The 16,002-nt window shown below is 70.9% G+C and carries 13 protein-coding genes; 9 read left to right on the top strand and 4 right to left on the bottom strand.

Annotated elements, in window-relative coordinates; translation table 11 throughout:
- Positions 1-19 precede the first annotated feature (19 nt).
- On the top strand, positions 20-1,618 hold the full coding sequence (aceB, locus tag FOF52_RS00630; protein ID WP_248591881.1) for a malate synthase A: 1,599 nt from the start codon (positions 20-22) through the stop codon (positions 1,616-1,618).
- Positions 1,619-1,678: 60 nt separating this feature from the next.
- Here aceB and FOF52_RS00625 read toward each other — a convergent pair whose 3' ends face one another.
- The 3 genes from FOF52_RS00625 to dapF all read right to left on the bottom strand — a co-directional run bounded on the left by FOF52_RS00625 (position 1,679) and on the right by dapF (position 5,380).
- Positions 1,679-3,331 carry an ABC transporter family substrate-binding protein gene (locus FOF52_RS00625; protein WP_248591880.1) on the bottom strand — a complete coding sequence of 551 codons (1,653 nt, stop codon included), beginning with the start codon at positions 3,329-3,331 and terminating at the stop codon, positions 1,679-1,681.
- A 217-nt stretch (positions 3,332-3,548) separates the two neighbouring features.
- The gene (locus FOF52_RS00620) at positions 3,549-4,559 is read right to left on the bottom strand and encodes an ABC transporter permease (RefSeq protein ID WP_248591879.1); all 1,011 of its coding nucleotides are present in this window, start codon (positions 4,557-4,559) and stop codon (positions 3,549-3,551) included.
- On the bottom strand, positions 4,556-5,380 hold the full coding sequence (gene dapF / locus FOF52_RS00615; protein WP_248591878.1) for a diaminopimelate epimerase: 825 nt from the start codon (positions 5,378-5,380) through the stop codon (positions 4,556-4,558). Before dapF ends, FOF52_RS00620 begins: the two co-directional genes overlap by 4 nt.
- A gap of 97 nt (positions 5,381-5,477) precedes the next feature.
- Here dapF and miaA point away from each other — a divergent pair, with 97 nt between their 5' ends.
- The 4 genes from miaA (at position 5,478) to FOF52_RS00595 (ending at position 10,743) form a co-directional block, all read left to right on the top strand.
- The gene (gene miaA, locus FOF52_RS00610) at positions 5,478-6,407 is read left to right on the top strand and encodes a tRNA (adenosine(37)-N6)-dimethylallyltransferase MiaA (RefSeq protein ID WP_248591877.1); all 930 of its coding nucleotides are present in this window, start codon (positions 5,478-5,480) and stop codon (positions 6,405-6,407) included.
- A 98-nt stretch (positions 6,408-6,505) separates the two neighbouring features.
- Positions 6,506-7,261 carry a VOC family protein gene (locus FOF52_RS00605; RefSeq protein WP_248591876.1) on the top strand — a complete coding sequence of 252 codons (756 nt, stop codon included), beginning with the start codon at positions 6,506-6,508 and terminating at the stop codon, positions 7,259-7,261.
- A gap of 770 nt (positions 7,262-8,031) precedes the next feature.
- On the top strand, positions 8,032-10,098 hold the full coding sequence (locus FOF52_RS00600; protein ID WP_248591875.1) for a bacteriocin-associated integral membrane family protein: 2,067 nt from the start codon (positions 8,032-8,034) through the stop codon (positions 10,096-10,098).
- Positions 10,099-10,113: 15 nt separating this feature from the next.
- On the top strand, positions 10,114-10,743 hold the full coding sequence (locus tag FOF52_RS00595; protein WP_248591874.1) for an ATP-binding cassette domain-containing protein: 630 nt from the start codon (positions 10,114-10,116) through the stop codon (positions 10,741-10,743).
- A gap of 64 nt (positions 10,744-10,807) precedes the next feature.
- Here the strand turns inward: FOF52_RS00595 and miaB are convergent, their stop codons facing one another.
- Positions 10,808-12,271 carry a tRNA (N6-isopentenyl adenosine(37)-C2)-methylthiotransferase MiaB gene (miaB, locus tag FOF52_RS00590; RefSeq protein ID WP_282574034.1) on the bottom strand — a complete coding sequence of 488 codons (1,464 nt, stop codon included), beginning with the start codon at positions 12,269-12,271 and terminating at the stop codon, positions 10,808-10,810.
- 255 nt (positions 12,272-12,526) lie between these two features.
- Here miaB and FOF52_RS00585 point away from each other — a divergent pair, with 255 nt between their 5' ends.
- The 4 genes from FOF52_RS00585 (at position 12,527) to FOF52_RS00570 (ending at position 15,928) form a co-directional block, all read left to right on the top strand.
- Entirely contained in the window at positions 12,527-13,270 is a 744-nt protein-coding gene (locus FOF52_RS00585) for an amino acid ABC transporter ATP-binding protein (RefSeq protein WP_248591873.1), read from the top strand.
- A 55-nt stretch (positions 13,271-13,325) separates the two neighbouring features.
- On the top strand, positions 13,326-14,183 hold the full coding sequence (locus tag FOF52_RS00580) for a glutamate ABC transporter substrate-binding protein (protein ID WP_248591872.1): 858 nt from the start codon (positions 13,326-13,328) through the stop codon (positions 14,181-14,183).
- A gap of 66 nt (positions 14,184-14,249) precedes the next feature.
- Positions 14,250-14,924, top strand: a complete 675-nt coding sequence (locus FOF52_RS00575) for an amino acid ABC transporter permease (RefSeq protein WP_248591871.1) — start codon at positions 14,250-14,252, stop codon at positions 14,922-14,924.
- Positions 14,921-15,928 (top strand): amino acid ABC transporter permease, encoded by a 1,008-nt coding sequence (locus FOF52_RS00570; RefSeq protein ID WP_248591870.1) that lies wholly within the window; start codon positions 14,921-14,923, stop codon positions 15,926-15,928. Before FOF52_RS00575 ends, FOF52_RS00570 begins: the two co-directional genes overlap by 4 nt.
- Positions 15,929-16,002 lie beyond the last annotated feature (74 nt).

Raw genomic sequence — 16,002 nt, 5'->3', positions numbered from 1 at the left:
ATGCGGAAGGTCTAGTTCCATGAGTGCTCCCACCGGGGTCGAGATCACCGGCCCGATGAACGACAGGTACGACGAGATCCTGACCGACGACGCCCTCGCGCTCATCGCCGACCTGCACCGCAGGTTCGAGCCCCGCCGTCAGGAGCTGCTCGCCGCCCGCAAGCGCCGCCAGGAGGAGATCGCCGCAGGCGCCGACCTGGACTTCCTCCCCGAGACCAAGGCCGTCCGCGAGGACCCGGACTGGCGCGTCGCCCCGCCCGCCCCGGGCCTCGTCGACCGCCGCGTCGAGATCACCGGTCCCACCGACCGCAAGATGACCATCAACGCGCTCAACTCCGGCGCGAAGGTGTGGCTGGCCGACTTCGAGGACGCCAACACCCCCCTGTGGGAGAACATGATCGAGGGCCAGCTCAACCTGCGTGACGCGCTGGACCGCACCATCGACTTCACCACCCCCGAGGGCAAGAGCTACGCGCTCAAGGACGACGCGGAACTGGCCACCATCGTGGTCCGCCCCCGCGGCTGGCACCTGGACGAGAAGCACATCCTCGTCGACGGCCAGCGCACCTCCGGCGGCATCGTCGACTTCGCGCTGTACTTCTTCCACTGCGCGCGCCGCCAGCTCGCCAAGGGCAAGGGCCCCTACTTCTACCTGCCCAAGATGCAGAGCCACCTGGAAGCCCGGCTGTGGAACGACATCTTCGTGCGCGCCCAGGAGTCGCTGGGCATCGAACGCGGCACCATCCGCGCCACCGTGCTGATCGAGACCATCCCGGCCGCCTTCGAGATGGAGGAGATCCTCTACGAGCTGCGCGAGCACTCCGCCGGGCTCAACGCGGGCCGCTGGGACTACCTGTTCAGCATCATCAAGACGCACCGCACCCGCGGCCGCCAGTTCCTCATGCCCGAGCGCAACGCCGTCACGATGACCGCGCCGTTCATGCGCGCCTACACCGAACTGCTGGTCAAGACCTGCCACAAGCGCGGCGCGCACGCGATCGGCGGCATGGCCGCGTTCATCCCCAGCCGCCGCGACCCCGAGGTCAACAAGGTGGCGCTGGCCAAGGTCCGCGACGACAAGACCCGTGAGGCGGGCGACGGCTTCGACGGCTCCTGGGTCGCCCACCCCGACCTGGTCCCGGTCGCCATGGAGGTCTTCGACGGCGTCCTGGGCGACCGTCCCAACCAGATCGACCGGCAGCGCGACGACGTCTCGGTGACCGCCGCCGACCTGCTGGACGTCTCCACCGCCGAGGGCGGCGTCACCGAGGGCGGCCTGCGCAACAACATCAACGTCGCCATCCAGTACCTGGCCGCGTGGCTGGGCGGCAGCGGCGCGGTGGCCATCCACAACCTGATGGAGGACGCCGCCACCGCGGAGATCTCCCGCTCCCAGATCTGGCAGTGGCTGCACAACGACGTCACCCTGGACGACGGCACCCGCGTCACCGCCGAGCTCGTGGAGCGCCTCATCGGCGAGGAGCTGGCGACGATCCGCGAGACCACGTCCCTCGACGCCGACCTGCTGGACCGCGCCACCTCCCTGTTCAAGGAGGTCGCCCTGGCCGACGACTACGTCGACTTCCTCACCCTGCCCGCCTACGAGCGGATGCCGTAGCCGGCGCCGCACCCGCACCGCCCCCGCCGGACCGGACCGTCCGGCGGGGGCGTCGGCGTCCTAGTCCCCGGTGAGGTAGCCGATGTCGGCGTAGTCGAGCGTGCCGAACCCCGGCGCGCCCACGTTGGCCAGGGTGTCGCGGACCGCGTAGAGCTGCGGCCTCTGGTACAGGGGCAGGGTGTGGCCCGCCTCCCACAGCAGCCGGTCGGCCTCGTTGACCCGCTCCGCCGCGGTGTCGGCGTCCAGTGCCTCCAACGCCCCGTACAGGGCCGCGTCGATCTGCGCCGAACCGATCCGTCCGACGTTGGCGCGCCACTGCGGCTGCCCGTCGGGCCCCTCCACCGCGTCGACCCACTGGTGCAGGAAGTCCGACGCCGGAAACCCGCTCCCGCCGTTGACGAAGGCCACCAGGTCGTAGTCGCCGGGCTGCACGTACCGGCTGAACAGCTGGTCGCCGGGCACGCTCCTGATCTCGACGTCCACGCCGATCTCGGCGAGCATCGACTGCACCAGTTCGGCCTCCTCGCGCGCCGACGCGTACCCCTGCGGGACCACGAACCGCAGGGTGAGCGGTTCACCGTCGCGGCTGCGTACCGCGCCGGGCTCCGCGGCCGTCCACCCCGCCTCCTCCAGCAGCCGGGCCGCGCGTTCCGGGTCGTACTCGCCCCACTCGCCGCTGTTGTCGGCGTAGCCGGGCTGCCCGGGCATGAGGAAGCGGTTGTTGAGCACCTCCGGCTGCCAGCCCAGGGCGCTGAACGCCGCGGCGGCCACCACCTCGCGGTCGATGCCCAGGAAGACCGCGTGGCGCACGTCCACGTCCCGCAGGACCGGGCTCTGCCCGTTGAGGGTGATGTGCCGGTAGTCGGGCGCCAGCGCGGCGCGGACCTCGGCACCGGGCGCGGAGCGGATCCGCTCGTGGGAGCCGGAGTCGAGGGAGAGCGCGTACAGGTCGATGCTGCCGTCGAGGAAGGCCGCGTCCAGCGCGTCGGGGGCCAGCGCGCGGAAGACGAGCGAGTCGAGCTTGGCGGGCTCGCCCCACCAGTCGTCGTCGCGGTCCAGGACCACGGTCTGGGCGACGGGGTCGATCTCCGCCACCTCGAACGGTCCCGCGGTGACCGGGATCTGCTCCAGGAAGCCGGTGTTGAACGCGTCCGCGTCCGCGGTGTACTCCGCGGGCAGCAGGGGCGAGAACAGCGCCCGGTAGTCGGCGAAGGGCTGTTCGAAGACGATGACGACCTGGTACTCGTCCTCCCCCCGGCGCACCTCGGCGATCCGGTCGTAGCCGGCCGCGCCGAGCACCTGGTAGTCGGTGTCGGCTCCGGACAGCGCCTCGGCCATGGCCGCGTAGTCGCGCCAGGTGACGGGCTCCCCGGTGGACCAGGCGGCCTCGGGGTTGAGGGTGAGCGTGACGACCTGCTCCGGTTCGGTGGTGACCGACACGTCCGTCACGTAGTCGGGGTCGGGGTGGGAGTGCCCCTGTTCGTCGGTGCGGAACGGCGCGGGCAGCAGCGCCCCCAGGACGGTGTGCACGGTGACGAGGTTGCCCGCCTGGTGGTGGGGGTTCCACTGGGTGGGGAACTCGTTGACCCCCCAGGTCACCGTGCCGCCCTCGGCGACACGCGCGCGGTCCGCGGCGTTGACCGAGGCCGCGGCGGGCTCCGGGACCGCCGCCCCGCTCTCCCCCGTCGCCTGGCAGCCCGCCAGCGCGGTCATCAGGACCAGCAGAAACGCTCCGGCCGGAGTCGCACGCCGTTTCCCTGTTCGCACTTGTCCCCCAAATGTCATGGGTCGTCCGCGGCAGGGTTCCGAAGCCACCGGATCTCCACCGGACCGACACGCCATGATTGCCTTAACAAAAGGCACCAATGGAACAATTGGGGAAAATAGTACTCCGATTGGGAAGCGATAGGGTGTCCGACCTCACAGTCCGCTATCCCGTCCGGCTCCGCGGGTCCAGCACCACCCGCGCGACATCGGACACCACCCCCGCCGCGACCACGCACACCGCCCCGAAACAGCACACCGCCGCGACCGCGTTCACATCCCCCTGTCCGACCGACTCGAACAGGTACTCCCCCACCCCGTGCCAACCGAACACCTGCTCGGTGAAGACCGTACTGGTCAGCAGCAACGCCGAGGAATAACCGAAATACGCGACCGCCGGCACCAGCGTGACCCGCACCGCGTGCCGCACCACCGCCCGCGACCGCGTCATCCCCTTGGCACGCGCCGTCCGCAGGTACTCCGCGCCCACCTGCTCGGCGATCAGCGACCGCTGGTACCGGCTGTACAGGGCGACCTGCGGCAGCGCCACCGCCAGCGTCGGCAGCACCAGGTGGCGCAGCCGGTCCGCCGCCCGCTCCCCCACCCCGCCGTCCAGCCCCGCGGTGGCCTCACCGGTGACCCGCAGCACCTCCACGCCCGTCACCTGGTTCACCCACAGCGCCGCGTTCTGCAACGACACCGCGACCACCACCACCGGCACCGAGATCAGCAGCAGCGACACCGCCGTGGCGGCCCGGTCCGCCGCCCCGCGCGGACGCGCCCCCGTCCACGTGCCCAGCAGCACCCCGCCGACACAGCCGAGCACCGCCCCCGCCGCCAGCAGCCGCGCGCTCACCCCGACCCGGCGCGACAGCTCCTCGTTGACCGACGCACCGTCCCACGTCCGCCCGAAGTCGCCGACCACCACCCCCGAGACCCACACCGCGTACCGCTGCGCCAGCGGCGTCTCGTCGTTGAGGTTGGCGGCGTCCAACGCGGCGTCCACCGCCTCGGCCGGCGGAGGCGGACGCCGCGCCTCGTAGTTCTCCCGAGGATTCAGCGCGGTCGCCGCGAGCAGGTAGACGCAGCTGACCGCGGCGAACAGCAGCACCAGCCGTCCCAGCACCCGCCACAGCAGCGAAAGAGCGCCTCTGCCCCCCGCCGCGACGGCGCTCACCGCGCCACGGGCAGCCGGACGTCCCCCTCGGCCACGATCACCGCGGGCCCGCGCAGCCGGGCCGCTCCCCCCTCCAGGACCACCGCGCACACCCCGCCCGGCACCTGCACCGTCCACTCCGCGTCCTCACCCGGCGGCGTGGCCGCCGCCGCGGCGGCCACGATCCCGGTACCGCACGACCGGGTCTCCGCGGCCCCCCGCTCGTAGACGCGCATCTCCAGCACCCCCGGGGCCACCTCGCGGAACACCTCGACGTTGGCCCCGTGCGGAAACTCCTCCTCCCGCAGCACCGGGGGACGGCCCAGATCCACCTCGGCCACCGGACGCGCCACCCGGCAGGCCAGGTGCGGATTGCCCACCGAGACCCGCACCCCCCGCACCGGGCCGTCGGCCAGCTCGGCCCGCCCCGGCCCCAGCACCCGCACCGGCCCCATGTCCACGGTGACGTCCCCGTCGTCCTCCAACGTCACCCGCCGCGCGCCGGCCCGCGTGCCCACCTCGAACACGGTGTCGCCCACCAGGGCCGCCTCCCGCAGGTAACGCGCGAACACCCGCACCCCGTTGCCGCACATCTCGGCGACGCTGCCATCGGCGTTGCGGTAGTCCATGAACCACTCGCAGCGCGCGGCGTCGGCCGCCTCCCCCGCCAACGGCTCCCCCAACGCCTTCGTCCGCACCACCCGCAGCACCCCGTCCGCGCCCAGACCGGCACGCCGGTCGCACAGCGCGGCGACGGTCGCCGCGTCGAGGTCCAACTCCCCGTCCGGATCGGGGAGGATCACGAAATCGTTCTCGGTGCCGTGGCCCTTCGCGAAACGCATGCGTTCATCCTAGATTCCCGCCCCTCCTCCCCGTGCCCCCGCACTGACCGGGGGCGAAGCGGCCTCCCCGGGCGCTTGGCGCTGCCACACTTGAGGCATGAGCACAGTGATCGCGGTCGTCGGAGCGACTGCAGTGGGCAAGTCCGACCTCGGCGTCGAGCTGGCGCTGCGCCTCGGCGAGCACGGACTCCCCGCCGAGATCGTCAACGCCGACTCCATGCAGCTGTACCGGGGCATGGACATCGGTACCGCCAAGCTCACCGCCGACGAGCGGCGCGGCGTCCCCCACCACCTGCTCGACGTCTGGGACGTCACCCAGACCGCGAACGTGGCCGACTACCAGCGCATGGCCCGCGCGGTCATCGACGACCTCCGCTCCTCGGGCCGCGTCCCCGTCCTGGTCGGCGGCTCCGGCCTGTACGTGCGCGCCGCCCTGGACGAACTCGACTTCCCCGGCACCGACCCGCAGGTGCGCGCCCGTCTGGAGGCCGAACTCGCCGAGCACGGCCCGCTCGCCCTGCACGCCCGGCTCGCCCGCCTCGACCCCGCCGCCGCGGAGGCGATCCTGCCCAGCAACGGACGGCGCATCGTACGCGCCCTGGAAGTCGTCGAGATCACCGGCGGGCCGTTCACCGCCACCCTGCCCGAGCACGTCTCCCACTACCCGTGCGTGCAGATCGGCCTGACCGCGCCCCGCCCCGAACTGGACGAGCGCATCGCCCTGCGGGTGGACCGGATGTGGCGGGCCGGCCTGGTCGACGAGGTCCGCGCCCTGGAGAAAGCGGGCCTGCGCGACGGCTTCACCGCCTCGCGCGCCCTCGGCTACGCCCAGGTGCTGCGTTTCCTCGCCGGCGAGTGCACCGAACAGGAGGCCAGGGAGGAGACCGTGCGGGCCACCCGCCGCTTCGCCCGCCGCCAGGAGTCCTGGTTCCGCCGCGACCCGCGCGTGCACTGGCTGCCCTACGACGCCCCCGACCTGCTCGACCGCGCGTTCGCCCTGGCCGGCGGGCCGTCCGGCGACCGCTGACCCCCCACCGGTACGGACACGTCAAAACACCGGCAAAAACCTGGTCGGCCCGCGCGGAACCCACCTCCACCCATTCGAACACACGTACGATTGGAGGTATGACGCACTCCATCGCCTACGCACCCGGCGCACCCGCCTGGCTCGACCTGCCCGTCCGCGACCTCGCCGCCGCCCAGCGCTTCTACGCGACCGTGCTCGGCTGGGAGTTCACCGACGACGGCGGCCCCTACCGCACGGCCCGGCTCGACGGCCGGCGGGTCGCCGCCCTGTACGAACCCGCCGACGGCGCCCCGTCGGCCGAACGGCCCGCCTGGACCGTCTACCTCGCCACCGGCGACCTCGACGCCGCCCTGACCGCCGTACGCGACGCGGGCGGCACCGTGGTCACCGGCCGCGACGACATCCCCGGCTTCGGCTCGACGGCGGTCGTCCAGGACCCCGCCGGCACGGTCTGCGCGTTCTGGCAGGGCACCGGACTGGCCGGATCGGAGATCTCCGGCGTCCCCGGGGCCCCCGCCTGGGCCGAGGTGGCCAGCCCCGCCCCCGCGACCGCGGACTTCTTCGCCGCCGTCTTCGGCCTGACCGCCGAACGCCTCCCCGGCATCGACTTCACCAGCCTGGCCCACGACGGCGCCCCGGTGTTCGGCGTCTACGGCGGAGGCGACCGCGTCCGCCACGGCACCGGCGCCTGGCTGCCCTACTTCGCGGTCGCCGACACCGACAAGACGGCCGCCCTCGCCGAACAGGAGGGCGGCACGGTGCTGCGCGCCCCCGCCGACTCCCCCTACGGCCGCTGGGCGATGCTCACCGACCCCGCGGGCGCGCACTTCGCCGTCGCCCGCCCCGCCGACTGAACCGTCCGCACCGCGGCCGCGCCGTGTCCCGGAACGCCATCGGGACACGGCTTCTTCGCATGGGCCACCATCGCGGCAACTCTCTTTTGCAGAAGGGGAACATTCCCTCACGTTTATCCCGAAGGAAATCCACCCCTTCAACAACTCCGAACCATTCCACAGCAACCTTCACTTTTCATTCACATCCATTATTCAACCAATAAAAACATTACCATGATCTTCTCGTGACCTATTCCGGACACGAAGAGCCCGCGGGAACACTCGCCGAATACGGCCTCCGAGCACACCGCCACACCCCCTAATTCCCGTTCACAAGCGCCCTGACCTGCGCATTCTCCTCCCTTGCCGGGAAAAGCCGGACCGGAATCCGAAAGCCCGGGACATCACGGAACCCCGGCTCGCCCCTGAGATCACCGAAAGGAGAACACCGGCGGCCCGACCGTCGCTGTCCCCGGCACGGCGATTCTGTTAATCTCCCCTGCCGTAGCCCCACGGCGCACCGAGCCGATCCACGAAGAAGCACGAGCGGACAAGGCGGCCGAGACCGCGGCGACCCCGCCGCCGGCTGTCGGCACCAAGAATGCCCCGCCTCCTCCCAGCGCCATGGACAACGGCACCGCCACACCCCACCCGGCGGGCCACCGCTCCCCCCTCCCCCCGGACACGGACGAACCACCGGACGTACCGGTGCGCCGGCGACCGAACGCCGACCACACCGCGGGTCCGTCGCCCCGCCGACAGGCCCGCCCCAGCCGCCACAGGACCGCCAGGTGCCGAACCGAACGCTTTCCTTCGCCTACACGGCGTGCGCCGCCTTCGCCGCGCTCCTCGCCTTCCTCCTCGCCGCCACGGCCGAGCAGACCATGTTCGTCCTTGAGGACTCGGAGATGGTGTGGATCACCGAGAACGAGGGGACCCACGACATCGACGCGGTCGCGCGCACCGTGCAGCAGGTCGCCGACGACCACGGCGCGGCCGTCGGCTACGCCGTGCTCGACGTCCACGAACCGTCGTCGCTGGCCCACCTGTACCTGGCGGTCTCCGACCCCGACTCCCACTACGCCCGGTGGCTGCGGGACGGGTATCCGGCCTTCGGCCGCGGCTTCACCGTCCAGACCCACCCCATCACCGAGTTCGGCGAGGTCGGCCCCAACGGCTACTACTTCATCCTCGGCGCCTCCGACGTCCGTCCCGTCCTCCGTGACGCACTCGCCGCCCACGGTCTGCACGAAGCCCCGGGCACGCAGGTCACCGAGCTGTGGCACTACTTCACGGGCGGCCCCCTGTTCAACCTCCTGGCCGTCGCCCTGCTCGCCACCGTCGCCGCGGTCGGCGCCGGCGTCCTGCTCTCCGCCCGCGACTACGCCGTCATGCGCCTGCAGGGCCACTCCTATCCGGGCATCCTGCTCGCGGACCTGGCCAAGATCGCCCGTCTGTGGGCGGTCGCCCTGCCCGCGGTGGCCGCCGCCACCCTGGTGTTCCTCGGCGTCTACAACGGGTGGAACCAGCTCGGCCGCTACACGCCGCTCGCACTGGTGTTCCTGACAGTCCTCACCCTCCCCTGCCTGGCCGCGCACGCCGCCGTGCTCGGCCTGGTGCACACCACCGGCATCCTGCCCGCGCTCAAGGGCCGCCTGCCGGTGCGCAGCACCACCGCCGCCGTCTACCTGGTCCGCGTCCCCGTGCTGGTGCTGACTCTGACCATCCTCGGTTCGGTGGTCCTCTCCGCGCAGCAGGCCCGCGACCAGCGGGTCGGACTGGAACTGTACGAGCAGTACGGCGACGCCTCACGGCCCGCGCTGAGCGCCAACTACGGCTGGTCGGACGAGCAGGCCGTCGACGACACCCTCGGTCCGTGGCTGCGCCGGGTCGACGCCGACGGCGACATGGTGCTGGCGGTCCACTCCAGCCTGGAGTTCTTCCTCCCCGCTGCCCCGGGCAATCCCGCCCCGTCCGACGGGGACACCTCCGTCCTCGTCGTCAACGACACCTACCTGACCGAACAGGAGGTTCTCGCCCCCTCCGGGGAACGCCACGGCCCGGGCGAGACCGTCCGCGTCATCGTGCCCGAGTCCGTCTCCGTCCCCACCGACCAGCTGGTCGAAGGGACGAACCGGTGGCTCGCGCTGTACGGCGCACCGGACACCTTCGACGTCGAGGTGCTGACCGCCGCCGCCGGCCAGACCCTGTTCACCTACGGCGCCCAACGGCCCGAGGGCTCCCGGTTCCTGCCCCTGCTGCACGAACCGGTCCTCGTCGTCCTCCCCAACGGGCAGGTCCTCTCCGACAACGCCTACGTCACCCACATGAGCGGCAGGTCGACGGTCTTCCCCGACCCGGAGGTGGTCGAGGCGTTCCGCGCCGAGAACCCGCAGGCCTCCCGGTACATCTCCATGGTCGAGACCCTCACCACCAGCGCACGGCAGGAACACGCCGCCACCCTGACCGTCCTGCGCAGCGAACTGTTCAGCCTCGCCGGGGCCGGCGCCGTGCTGCTGCTGACCGCCGCGGCCGCGTGCATCGTCTACGTGCGCACCCGCGCGCAGACCATCTTCGCCCGGCACATCAGCGGCTGGACCTTCCTCGCCACCCACCGGCGGCTGCTCGCCGCCGAGGCCGCCGTCGCGGTGGGCTTCGTGGGCTGGGCCACCTGGGACACCCTCACCGCGCTGGCCGCCCGGAACGACCCCACCCGGGCCCTCATCCCCGGCACGGAGGCCACCGGCGCCGAACCGTTCTACGCCCTGGGCATCGCGGCGGCCTCCCTGGCGATCACCGTCGCCGCCCTCGCCCTCTTCCACCGCCGCATCGTCCGCGAAGGCACCTCGCAGGCCTGACCTCCGGAAAGCACCATGATCACCGTCAAGAACCTCACCAAGTCCTTCGGGCCGCGCACCCTGTGGCGGGGCCTCGACCTGACCGTTCCCGCCGGGCGGATGCTCGCCCTGGTCGGCGCCAGCGGATCGGGCAAGACCACCCTGCTCAACTGCATGGGACTGCTGGAACGGCCCAGCAGCGGCCAGATCCTGTACGAGGACACCGACCTCACCCGCCTGGGCCCCGGCGGACGGCGCCGCTTCCGCCGCGACAGGCTCGGCTACCTGTTCCAGGACTACGCGCTCATCGAGAACGCCACGGTCAAGGCCAACCTCGACGTCGCCCGCAGACGCGGCATCCGCCCCGACCACACCCGGATCCTGCAACGGGTCGGCCTGGCCGGACGCGAACGGGAGAAGGTGCACCACCTGTCCGGCGGCGAGCAGCAGCGCGTCGCCCTGGCCCGCCTCATGGTCAAACAGCCCTCCCTGGTGCTGGCCGACGAACCCACCGGCGCCCTGGACAGCGACAACGGCGCGATGGTGGTGGACGTGCTGCGCCAGATGAGCCGGCAGGGCTGCACGGTGGTCATCGCCACCCACAACGACGACGTGCGCGACGCCTGCGACGCCGTCTTCGACGTCCACCGGCAGCGGGAGCTCTGACTCCGGGAAGACGGAAAAGGGGTGGTCCCGGCCGCACCGGAAACCACCCCCGCACCGCACAGGGTCAGGCGTCGCAGCAGCCGCCCGCCGCCACCGGCGGCGGCGCGGGCGCCCCCACCTTCGGCATGCCCAGCAGCACTCCCGAGGACCGCTTCTCCTCGGCCGCGTTGCGCGCCTCCCACGCGTCACCCGCGCGGGTCCGCCGCACCGCACGCACCCCCGAGTCGGCCACCAGGTGGTGCGGGGCCGCATACGTCACCTCCACGGTGACCATGTCGCCGGGACGCACCCCCAGCCCCTCGTCCACCGCGAAGTGCACCAGCCGGTTGTCGCGGGCCCGCCCCGACATGCGGCGGTGCACGTCGTCCTTGCGGCCCTCGCCCTCGGCGACCAGCACCTCCACCTCGCGGCCCACCTGCTTGGCGTTCTCCTCCGCGGAGATGCGCTCCTGCACCTCCAGCAGCCGCTGGTACCGCTCCTTCACCACCTCCGGGGGCACCTGGCCGTCCATCGACGCCGCCGGCGTCCCCGGACGCTTGGAGTACTGGAAGGTGTAGGCGTGCGCGAACCGCGCCTCCTCCACCACCCGCAGCGTCTCGGCGAAGTCCTCCTCGGTCTCCCCCGGGAAGCCCACGATGATGTCGGTGCTGATGGCCGCCTCCGGCATGGCCTCCCGCACCTTCTCCACGATCCGCAGGAACCGGTCGGACCGGTAGGAGCGGCGCATCGCCCGCAGCACCCGGTCCGACCCCGACTGCAGCGGCATGTGCAGCTGCGGCATCACGTTGGGGGTCTCCGCCATCGCCGCGATCACGTCGTCGGTGAAGTCACGCGGATGCGGGGAGGTGAACCGCACCCGCTCCAGCCCCTCCACCTCGCCGCAGGCGCGCAGCAGCTTGGAGAACGCCTGCCGGTCCCCGAACTCCGACCCGTAGGCGTTGACGTTCTGCCCCAGCAGGGTGACCTCGATCGCGCCCTCGGCCACCACCGCGCGCACCTCGGCCAGCACGTCGCCGGGACGGCGGTCCTTCTCCTTGCCGCGCAGCGCCGGAACGATACAGAACGTGCAGGTGTTGTTGCAGCCCACCGAGATCGACACCCAGGCCGCGTACACCGACTCGCGCCGCGTCGGCAGCGTGGAGGGGAACGTCTCCAACGACTCGACGATCTCCACCTGGGCCTCCCGCTGCACCCGGGCGCGTTCCAGCAGCACGGGCAGCGAGCCGATGTTGTGTGTCCCGAAGACCACGTCCACCCAGGGGGCGCGGCGCACGATCTCCCCGCGGTCCTTCTGCGCCAGACACCCGCCCACCGCGATCTGCATCCCCGGGTTGGCGTCCTTGACCGGCCGCAGATGGCCCAGGTTGCCGTAGAGGCGGTTGTCCGCGTTCTCACGCACCGCACAGGTGTTGAAGACGACGACGTCCGGCGTGACGTCCTCGGCTGCCCGCTGGTACCCCGCGTCCTCCAGCAGTCCGGAGAGCCGCTCGGAGTCGTGGACGTTCATCTGGCAGCCGTAGGTCCGCACTTGGTAGGTACGACTCTGGCTCACCCATCCAGGCTAAACGTTTCCCCTACCCGCCCGGACCCCCGCTCTCGCCCCCCTGACCGGAACCGGCCACATCAGTCGACCGATCACGCGACCGACACGACAGAAACAACCGAATCCCCAGTTTAAACGTAACATTTGTACGGATTCAGGGATAACAAGTCTGCCACTCTGGCAGATTCACGGGTCCACCCTGGTGACAAACCCATCGTCAGCAGACTAGTTTCCGTTCCCATGACCGCCACTCCTCTCGTCGCACTGGAGAACGTCAACAAGCACTTCGGTGAACTCCACGTCCTCCGCGACATCAACCTCTCCGTCAACACCGGCGAGGTGGTCGTCATCATCGGCCCCTCGGGATCGGGAAAGTCCACGCTGTGCCGCACGATCAACCGGTTGGAGGCCATTGACAGCGGTCGCATCCTGCTGGACGGTCAACCCCTGCCCGCCGAGGGACGCGCCCTGGCCCGGCTGCGCAGCGACGTCGGCATGGTGTTCCAGTCGTTCAACCTGTTCTCCCACAAGACCGTGCTGGAGAACATCACCCTCGGCCCCACCAAGGTCCTCAAGGTCCCCAAAGCCAAGGCCACCGTGCGCGCCCTGGAACTGCTGGAACGGGTCCGCATCGCCGAACAGGCCAACAAGTACCCCGCCCAGCTCTCCGGCGGCCAGCAGCAGCGCGTGGCCATCGCCCGCGCCCTGGCGATGAACCCCAAGGTCATCCTCTTCGACGAGCCCACCTCCGCCCTCGACCCCGAAATGGTCCAGGAAGTCCTCGACGTCATGACCGACCTGGCCAAAGAGGGTATGACCATGATCGTGGTCACCCACGAGATGGGCTTCGCCCGCCGCGCCGCCAACCGGGTCGTGTTCATGGCCGACGGCCAGATCGTCGAGGAGAACACCCCCGACGCGTTCTTCACCAACCCCCAGAGCGACCGGGCCCGCGACTTCCTCTCCAAGATCCTCACCCACTGACCCGCCCACCATCGGCAACTCTCCGCACCACCAGAGAAGAAAAGGGTTCACCACCATGCGCATCCGTCGCACCGGCGCCGCCCTGGCAGGCGCCTCCGCACTCGCCCTCACTCTCGCCTCCTGCGGCACCGCCGACGTCGGCGGCGGAGGAAACGGAGACGGCGGCGGGAACGGCGACACCATCACCATCGGCGTCAAGTACGACCAGCCCGGCCTCGGCCTGCTCGAAGGCAGCGCCCCGGCCGGCTTCGACGTCGACGTCGCCACCTACATCGCCGGAGAGCTCGGCTACTCCCCCGACCAGATCGAGTGGACCGAAGCCGCCTCCGCCAACCGCGAGACGTTCCTCCAGCAGGGCACCGTCGACATGATCGTGGCCACCTACTCCATCACCGACGAACGCAAGAACGTCGTCGACTTCGCCGGCCCCTACTACGTCGCCCAGCAGGACATCATCGTCTCCGCCGACAACACCGACATCCAGGGCCCCGAAGACCTCGACGGCAAGGTGCTCTGCTCCGCCTCCGGCTCCCGCTCCGCCAACAACATCGTCGACAGCGAGGAGGAGGGCGGCCTGGGCATCGGCGCCGAACTCCGCGAGGCCGGCAACTACTCCGAGTGCATGGAACTGCTCGCCAACGGCACCGTCGACGCCGTCACCACCGACAACACCATCCTCGCCGGGTTCGCCGCCCAGAACCCCGACGCCTACCGCATGGTGAACAACCCCTTCGGTGAGGAGAAGTACGGCGTCGGCCTGCCCAAGGGCTCCACCGAGATGTGCGAGCAGGTCAACGAGGCCATCACCAAGATGTGGGAGGAGGGCAAGACCCTCGAATTCCTCGACTCGGCCTTCGGCTCGACCGGCTTCGCCTACGCCGAGGAGCAGCCCGCCCTTGAGGGCTGCGCGTAGCCCCGAACGCCCGTCCCGGCCGGCGGGGCGCACCACCCCGCCGGCCGCCCCTACCGACTGGGACCGATGGAAGCCTTCTTCGACAACATCGACAAGGTCATCGACGGTTTCTCCTGGACCGTCCGGCTCACCTTGCTCAGCGCCCTGTTCTCCTTCCTCCTGGGCGTCCTGCTCACCGCGATGCGGGTCTCCCCCATCGCCCTGCTGCGCGGCGTGTCCACCGCCTACGTGGAGACCATCCGCAACTCACCGCTGACCCTGGTCCTCCTCTTCTGCGGCCTGGGCCTCAACAGCGCCCTCGGCCTCAGCCTCTCCGGCACCGTCGCCTGGGACGTGTTCTGGTGGGCGGTCATCGGACTGTCCGCCTACACCTCCTGCTTCGTCTCCGAATCGCTGCGCTCCGGCATCAACACCATCCCCCTGGGACAGGCCGAAGCCGCCCGCTCCCTCGGCCTCACCTTCACCCAGAGCCTGCGCCTCGTCATCATCCCCCAGGCACTGCGCACCGTCATCGGCCCCCTCGGCAGCGTCCTCATCGCCCTCATCAAGAACACCACCGTCGCCTCCGTCGCCGGCCTCGGCGTCCAGGAGGCGTCCCGACAGATGAAACTGATGTTCGACCAGGGCGTCGCACCGGTCCTGCCGACCTTCATCGGCTTCGCGATCGGCTTCCTCATCCTCACCCTGCCGGTGGGATACTTCTTCAGCTGGCTCAGCAAGCGAATGGCGGTGGTCCGGTGAGCGCACAGCAGGTCCTCTTCGACACCCCCGGCCCCAGGGCCCGGGCCCGCCACGCCGTTTACACCGTCCTCACCATCGTCGCCTTCCTCTGCGGACTGGCGATCGTCTACCTGGGCTTCAACCGCACCCTCGGCGAAGGCGCCCCCTCCCCGCTCAGCGCCGAAGCCTGGCGCGTCAACCCCGGTGGACAGTGGGCCGCGGCCAAATGGCAGCCCTTCCTCGACCCGGCCACCTGGACCGACTACGTCGTCCCCGGCCTGCAGAACACCCTGACCGCCGCCCTCACCGCCTCCGTCCTCGCCCTCCTCTTCGGCTTGGTCTTCGGCATCGCCCGGCTCTCCGACCACGCCTGGGTCCGCGTCGCCGCGGGAGCGGTCGTGGAGTTCTTCCGCGGCATCCCGCTGCTCATGCTGATCTTCTTCACCATGGCGCTGCCCCTCGCGGTCAACCAGATCCTGCCGGCCCTCGGCATGCCGCCGCTCACCCCCGGCACCTTCCAGGTCTCCGCACTCGCCGCGGTCGTCACCGGCCTCACCCTCTACAACGGGTCGGTCCTGGCCGAGGTGTTCCGCGCCGGCATCAACGCCGTCCCCAAGGGGCAGTCCGAGGCCGCCTACTCGCTGGGCATGAACAAGACCAAGGTCATGCGGCTCATCCTCATCCCCCAAGCCGTCAGCTCCATGATGCCCGCGATCGTCGCCCAGCTCGTGATCCTGCTCAAGGACTCCGCGCTCGGCTACATCATCGCCTTCCCCGAACTGCTCCGCAGCTTCTCCCTGATCGGCACCCGCTACGGCAACGTCATCCCCGCCGCGATCATCTGCGCCGTCATCTACATCGCCATCAACCTCTCCCTGAGCCGCCTGGCCATCTGGCTGGAACGACGCAACGCCCGCAGCGGAGGCCACCGGGGCCGCACCACCCCCGACCCCACCAACCCCACCGTCCTGGCCGCCGGACACATCGCCCCCGGCAACCCGGGAGCATCCGGGAAAACCCCCTGACCCCCGCGGCCCCGACCCCGCGAGCCCCGCCCTCCCCACCGCGGACGGCGGGGCTCGCCCATTCCGCCCCACCA

Origin of the sequence: Thermobifida alba, from assembly GCF_023208015.1 — a bacterium.
GTDB classification, from domain to species: domain Bacteria; phylum Actinomycetota; class Actinomycetes; order Streptosporangiales; family Streptosporangiaceae; genus Thermobifida; species Thermobifida alba.
The sequence above is the reverse complement of the archived record's forward strand: the minus strand, read 5'-3'. Positions and strand labels throughout refer to the sequence as shown.

Bases quoted from the DNA above. Each gene is read 5' to 3' on its own strand.
- aceB (WP_248591881.1), top strand. From the start codon at position 20: ATGAGTGCTCCCACCGGGGTCGAGATCACCGGCCCGATGAACGACAGG.
- FOF52_RS00625 (WP_248591880.1), bottom strand. From the start codon at position 3,331: ATGACCGCGCTGGCGGGCTGCCAGGCGACGGGGGAGAGCGGGGCGGCG.
- dapF (WP_248591878.1), bottom strand. From the start codon at position 5,380: ATGCGTTTCGCGAAGGGCCACGGCACCGAGAACGATTTCGTGATCCTC.
- miaA (WP_248591877.1), top strand. From the start codon at position 5,478: ATGAGCACAGTGATCGCGGTCGTCGGAGCGACTGCAGTGGGCAAGTCC.
- FOF52_RS00605 (WP_248591876.1), top strand. From the start codon at position 6,506: ATGACGCACTCCATCGCCTACGCACCCGGCGCACCCGCCTGGCTCGAC.
- FOF52_RS00595 (WP_248591874.1), top strand. From the start codon at position 10,114: ATGATCACCGTCAAGAACCTCACCAAGTCCTTCGGGCCGCGCACCCTG.
- FOF52_RS00585 (WP_248591873.1), top strand. From the start codon at position 12,527: ATGACCGCCACTCCTCTCGTCGCACTGGAGAACGTCAACAAGCACTTC.
- FOF52_RS00580 (WP_248591872.1), top strand. From the start codon at position 13,326: ATGCGCATCCGTCGCACCGGCGCCGCCCTGGCAGGCGCCTCCGCACTC.
- FOF52_RS00575 (WP_248591871.1), top strand. From the start codon at position 14,250: ATGGAAGCCTTCTTCGACAACATCGACAAGGTCATCGACGGTTTCTCC.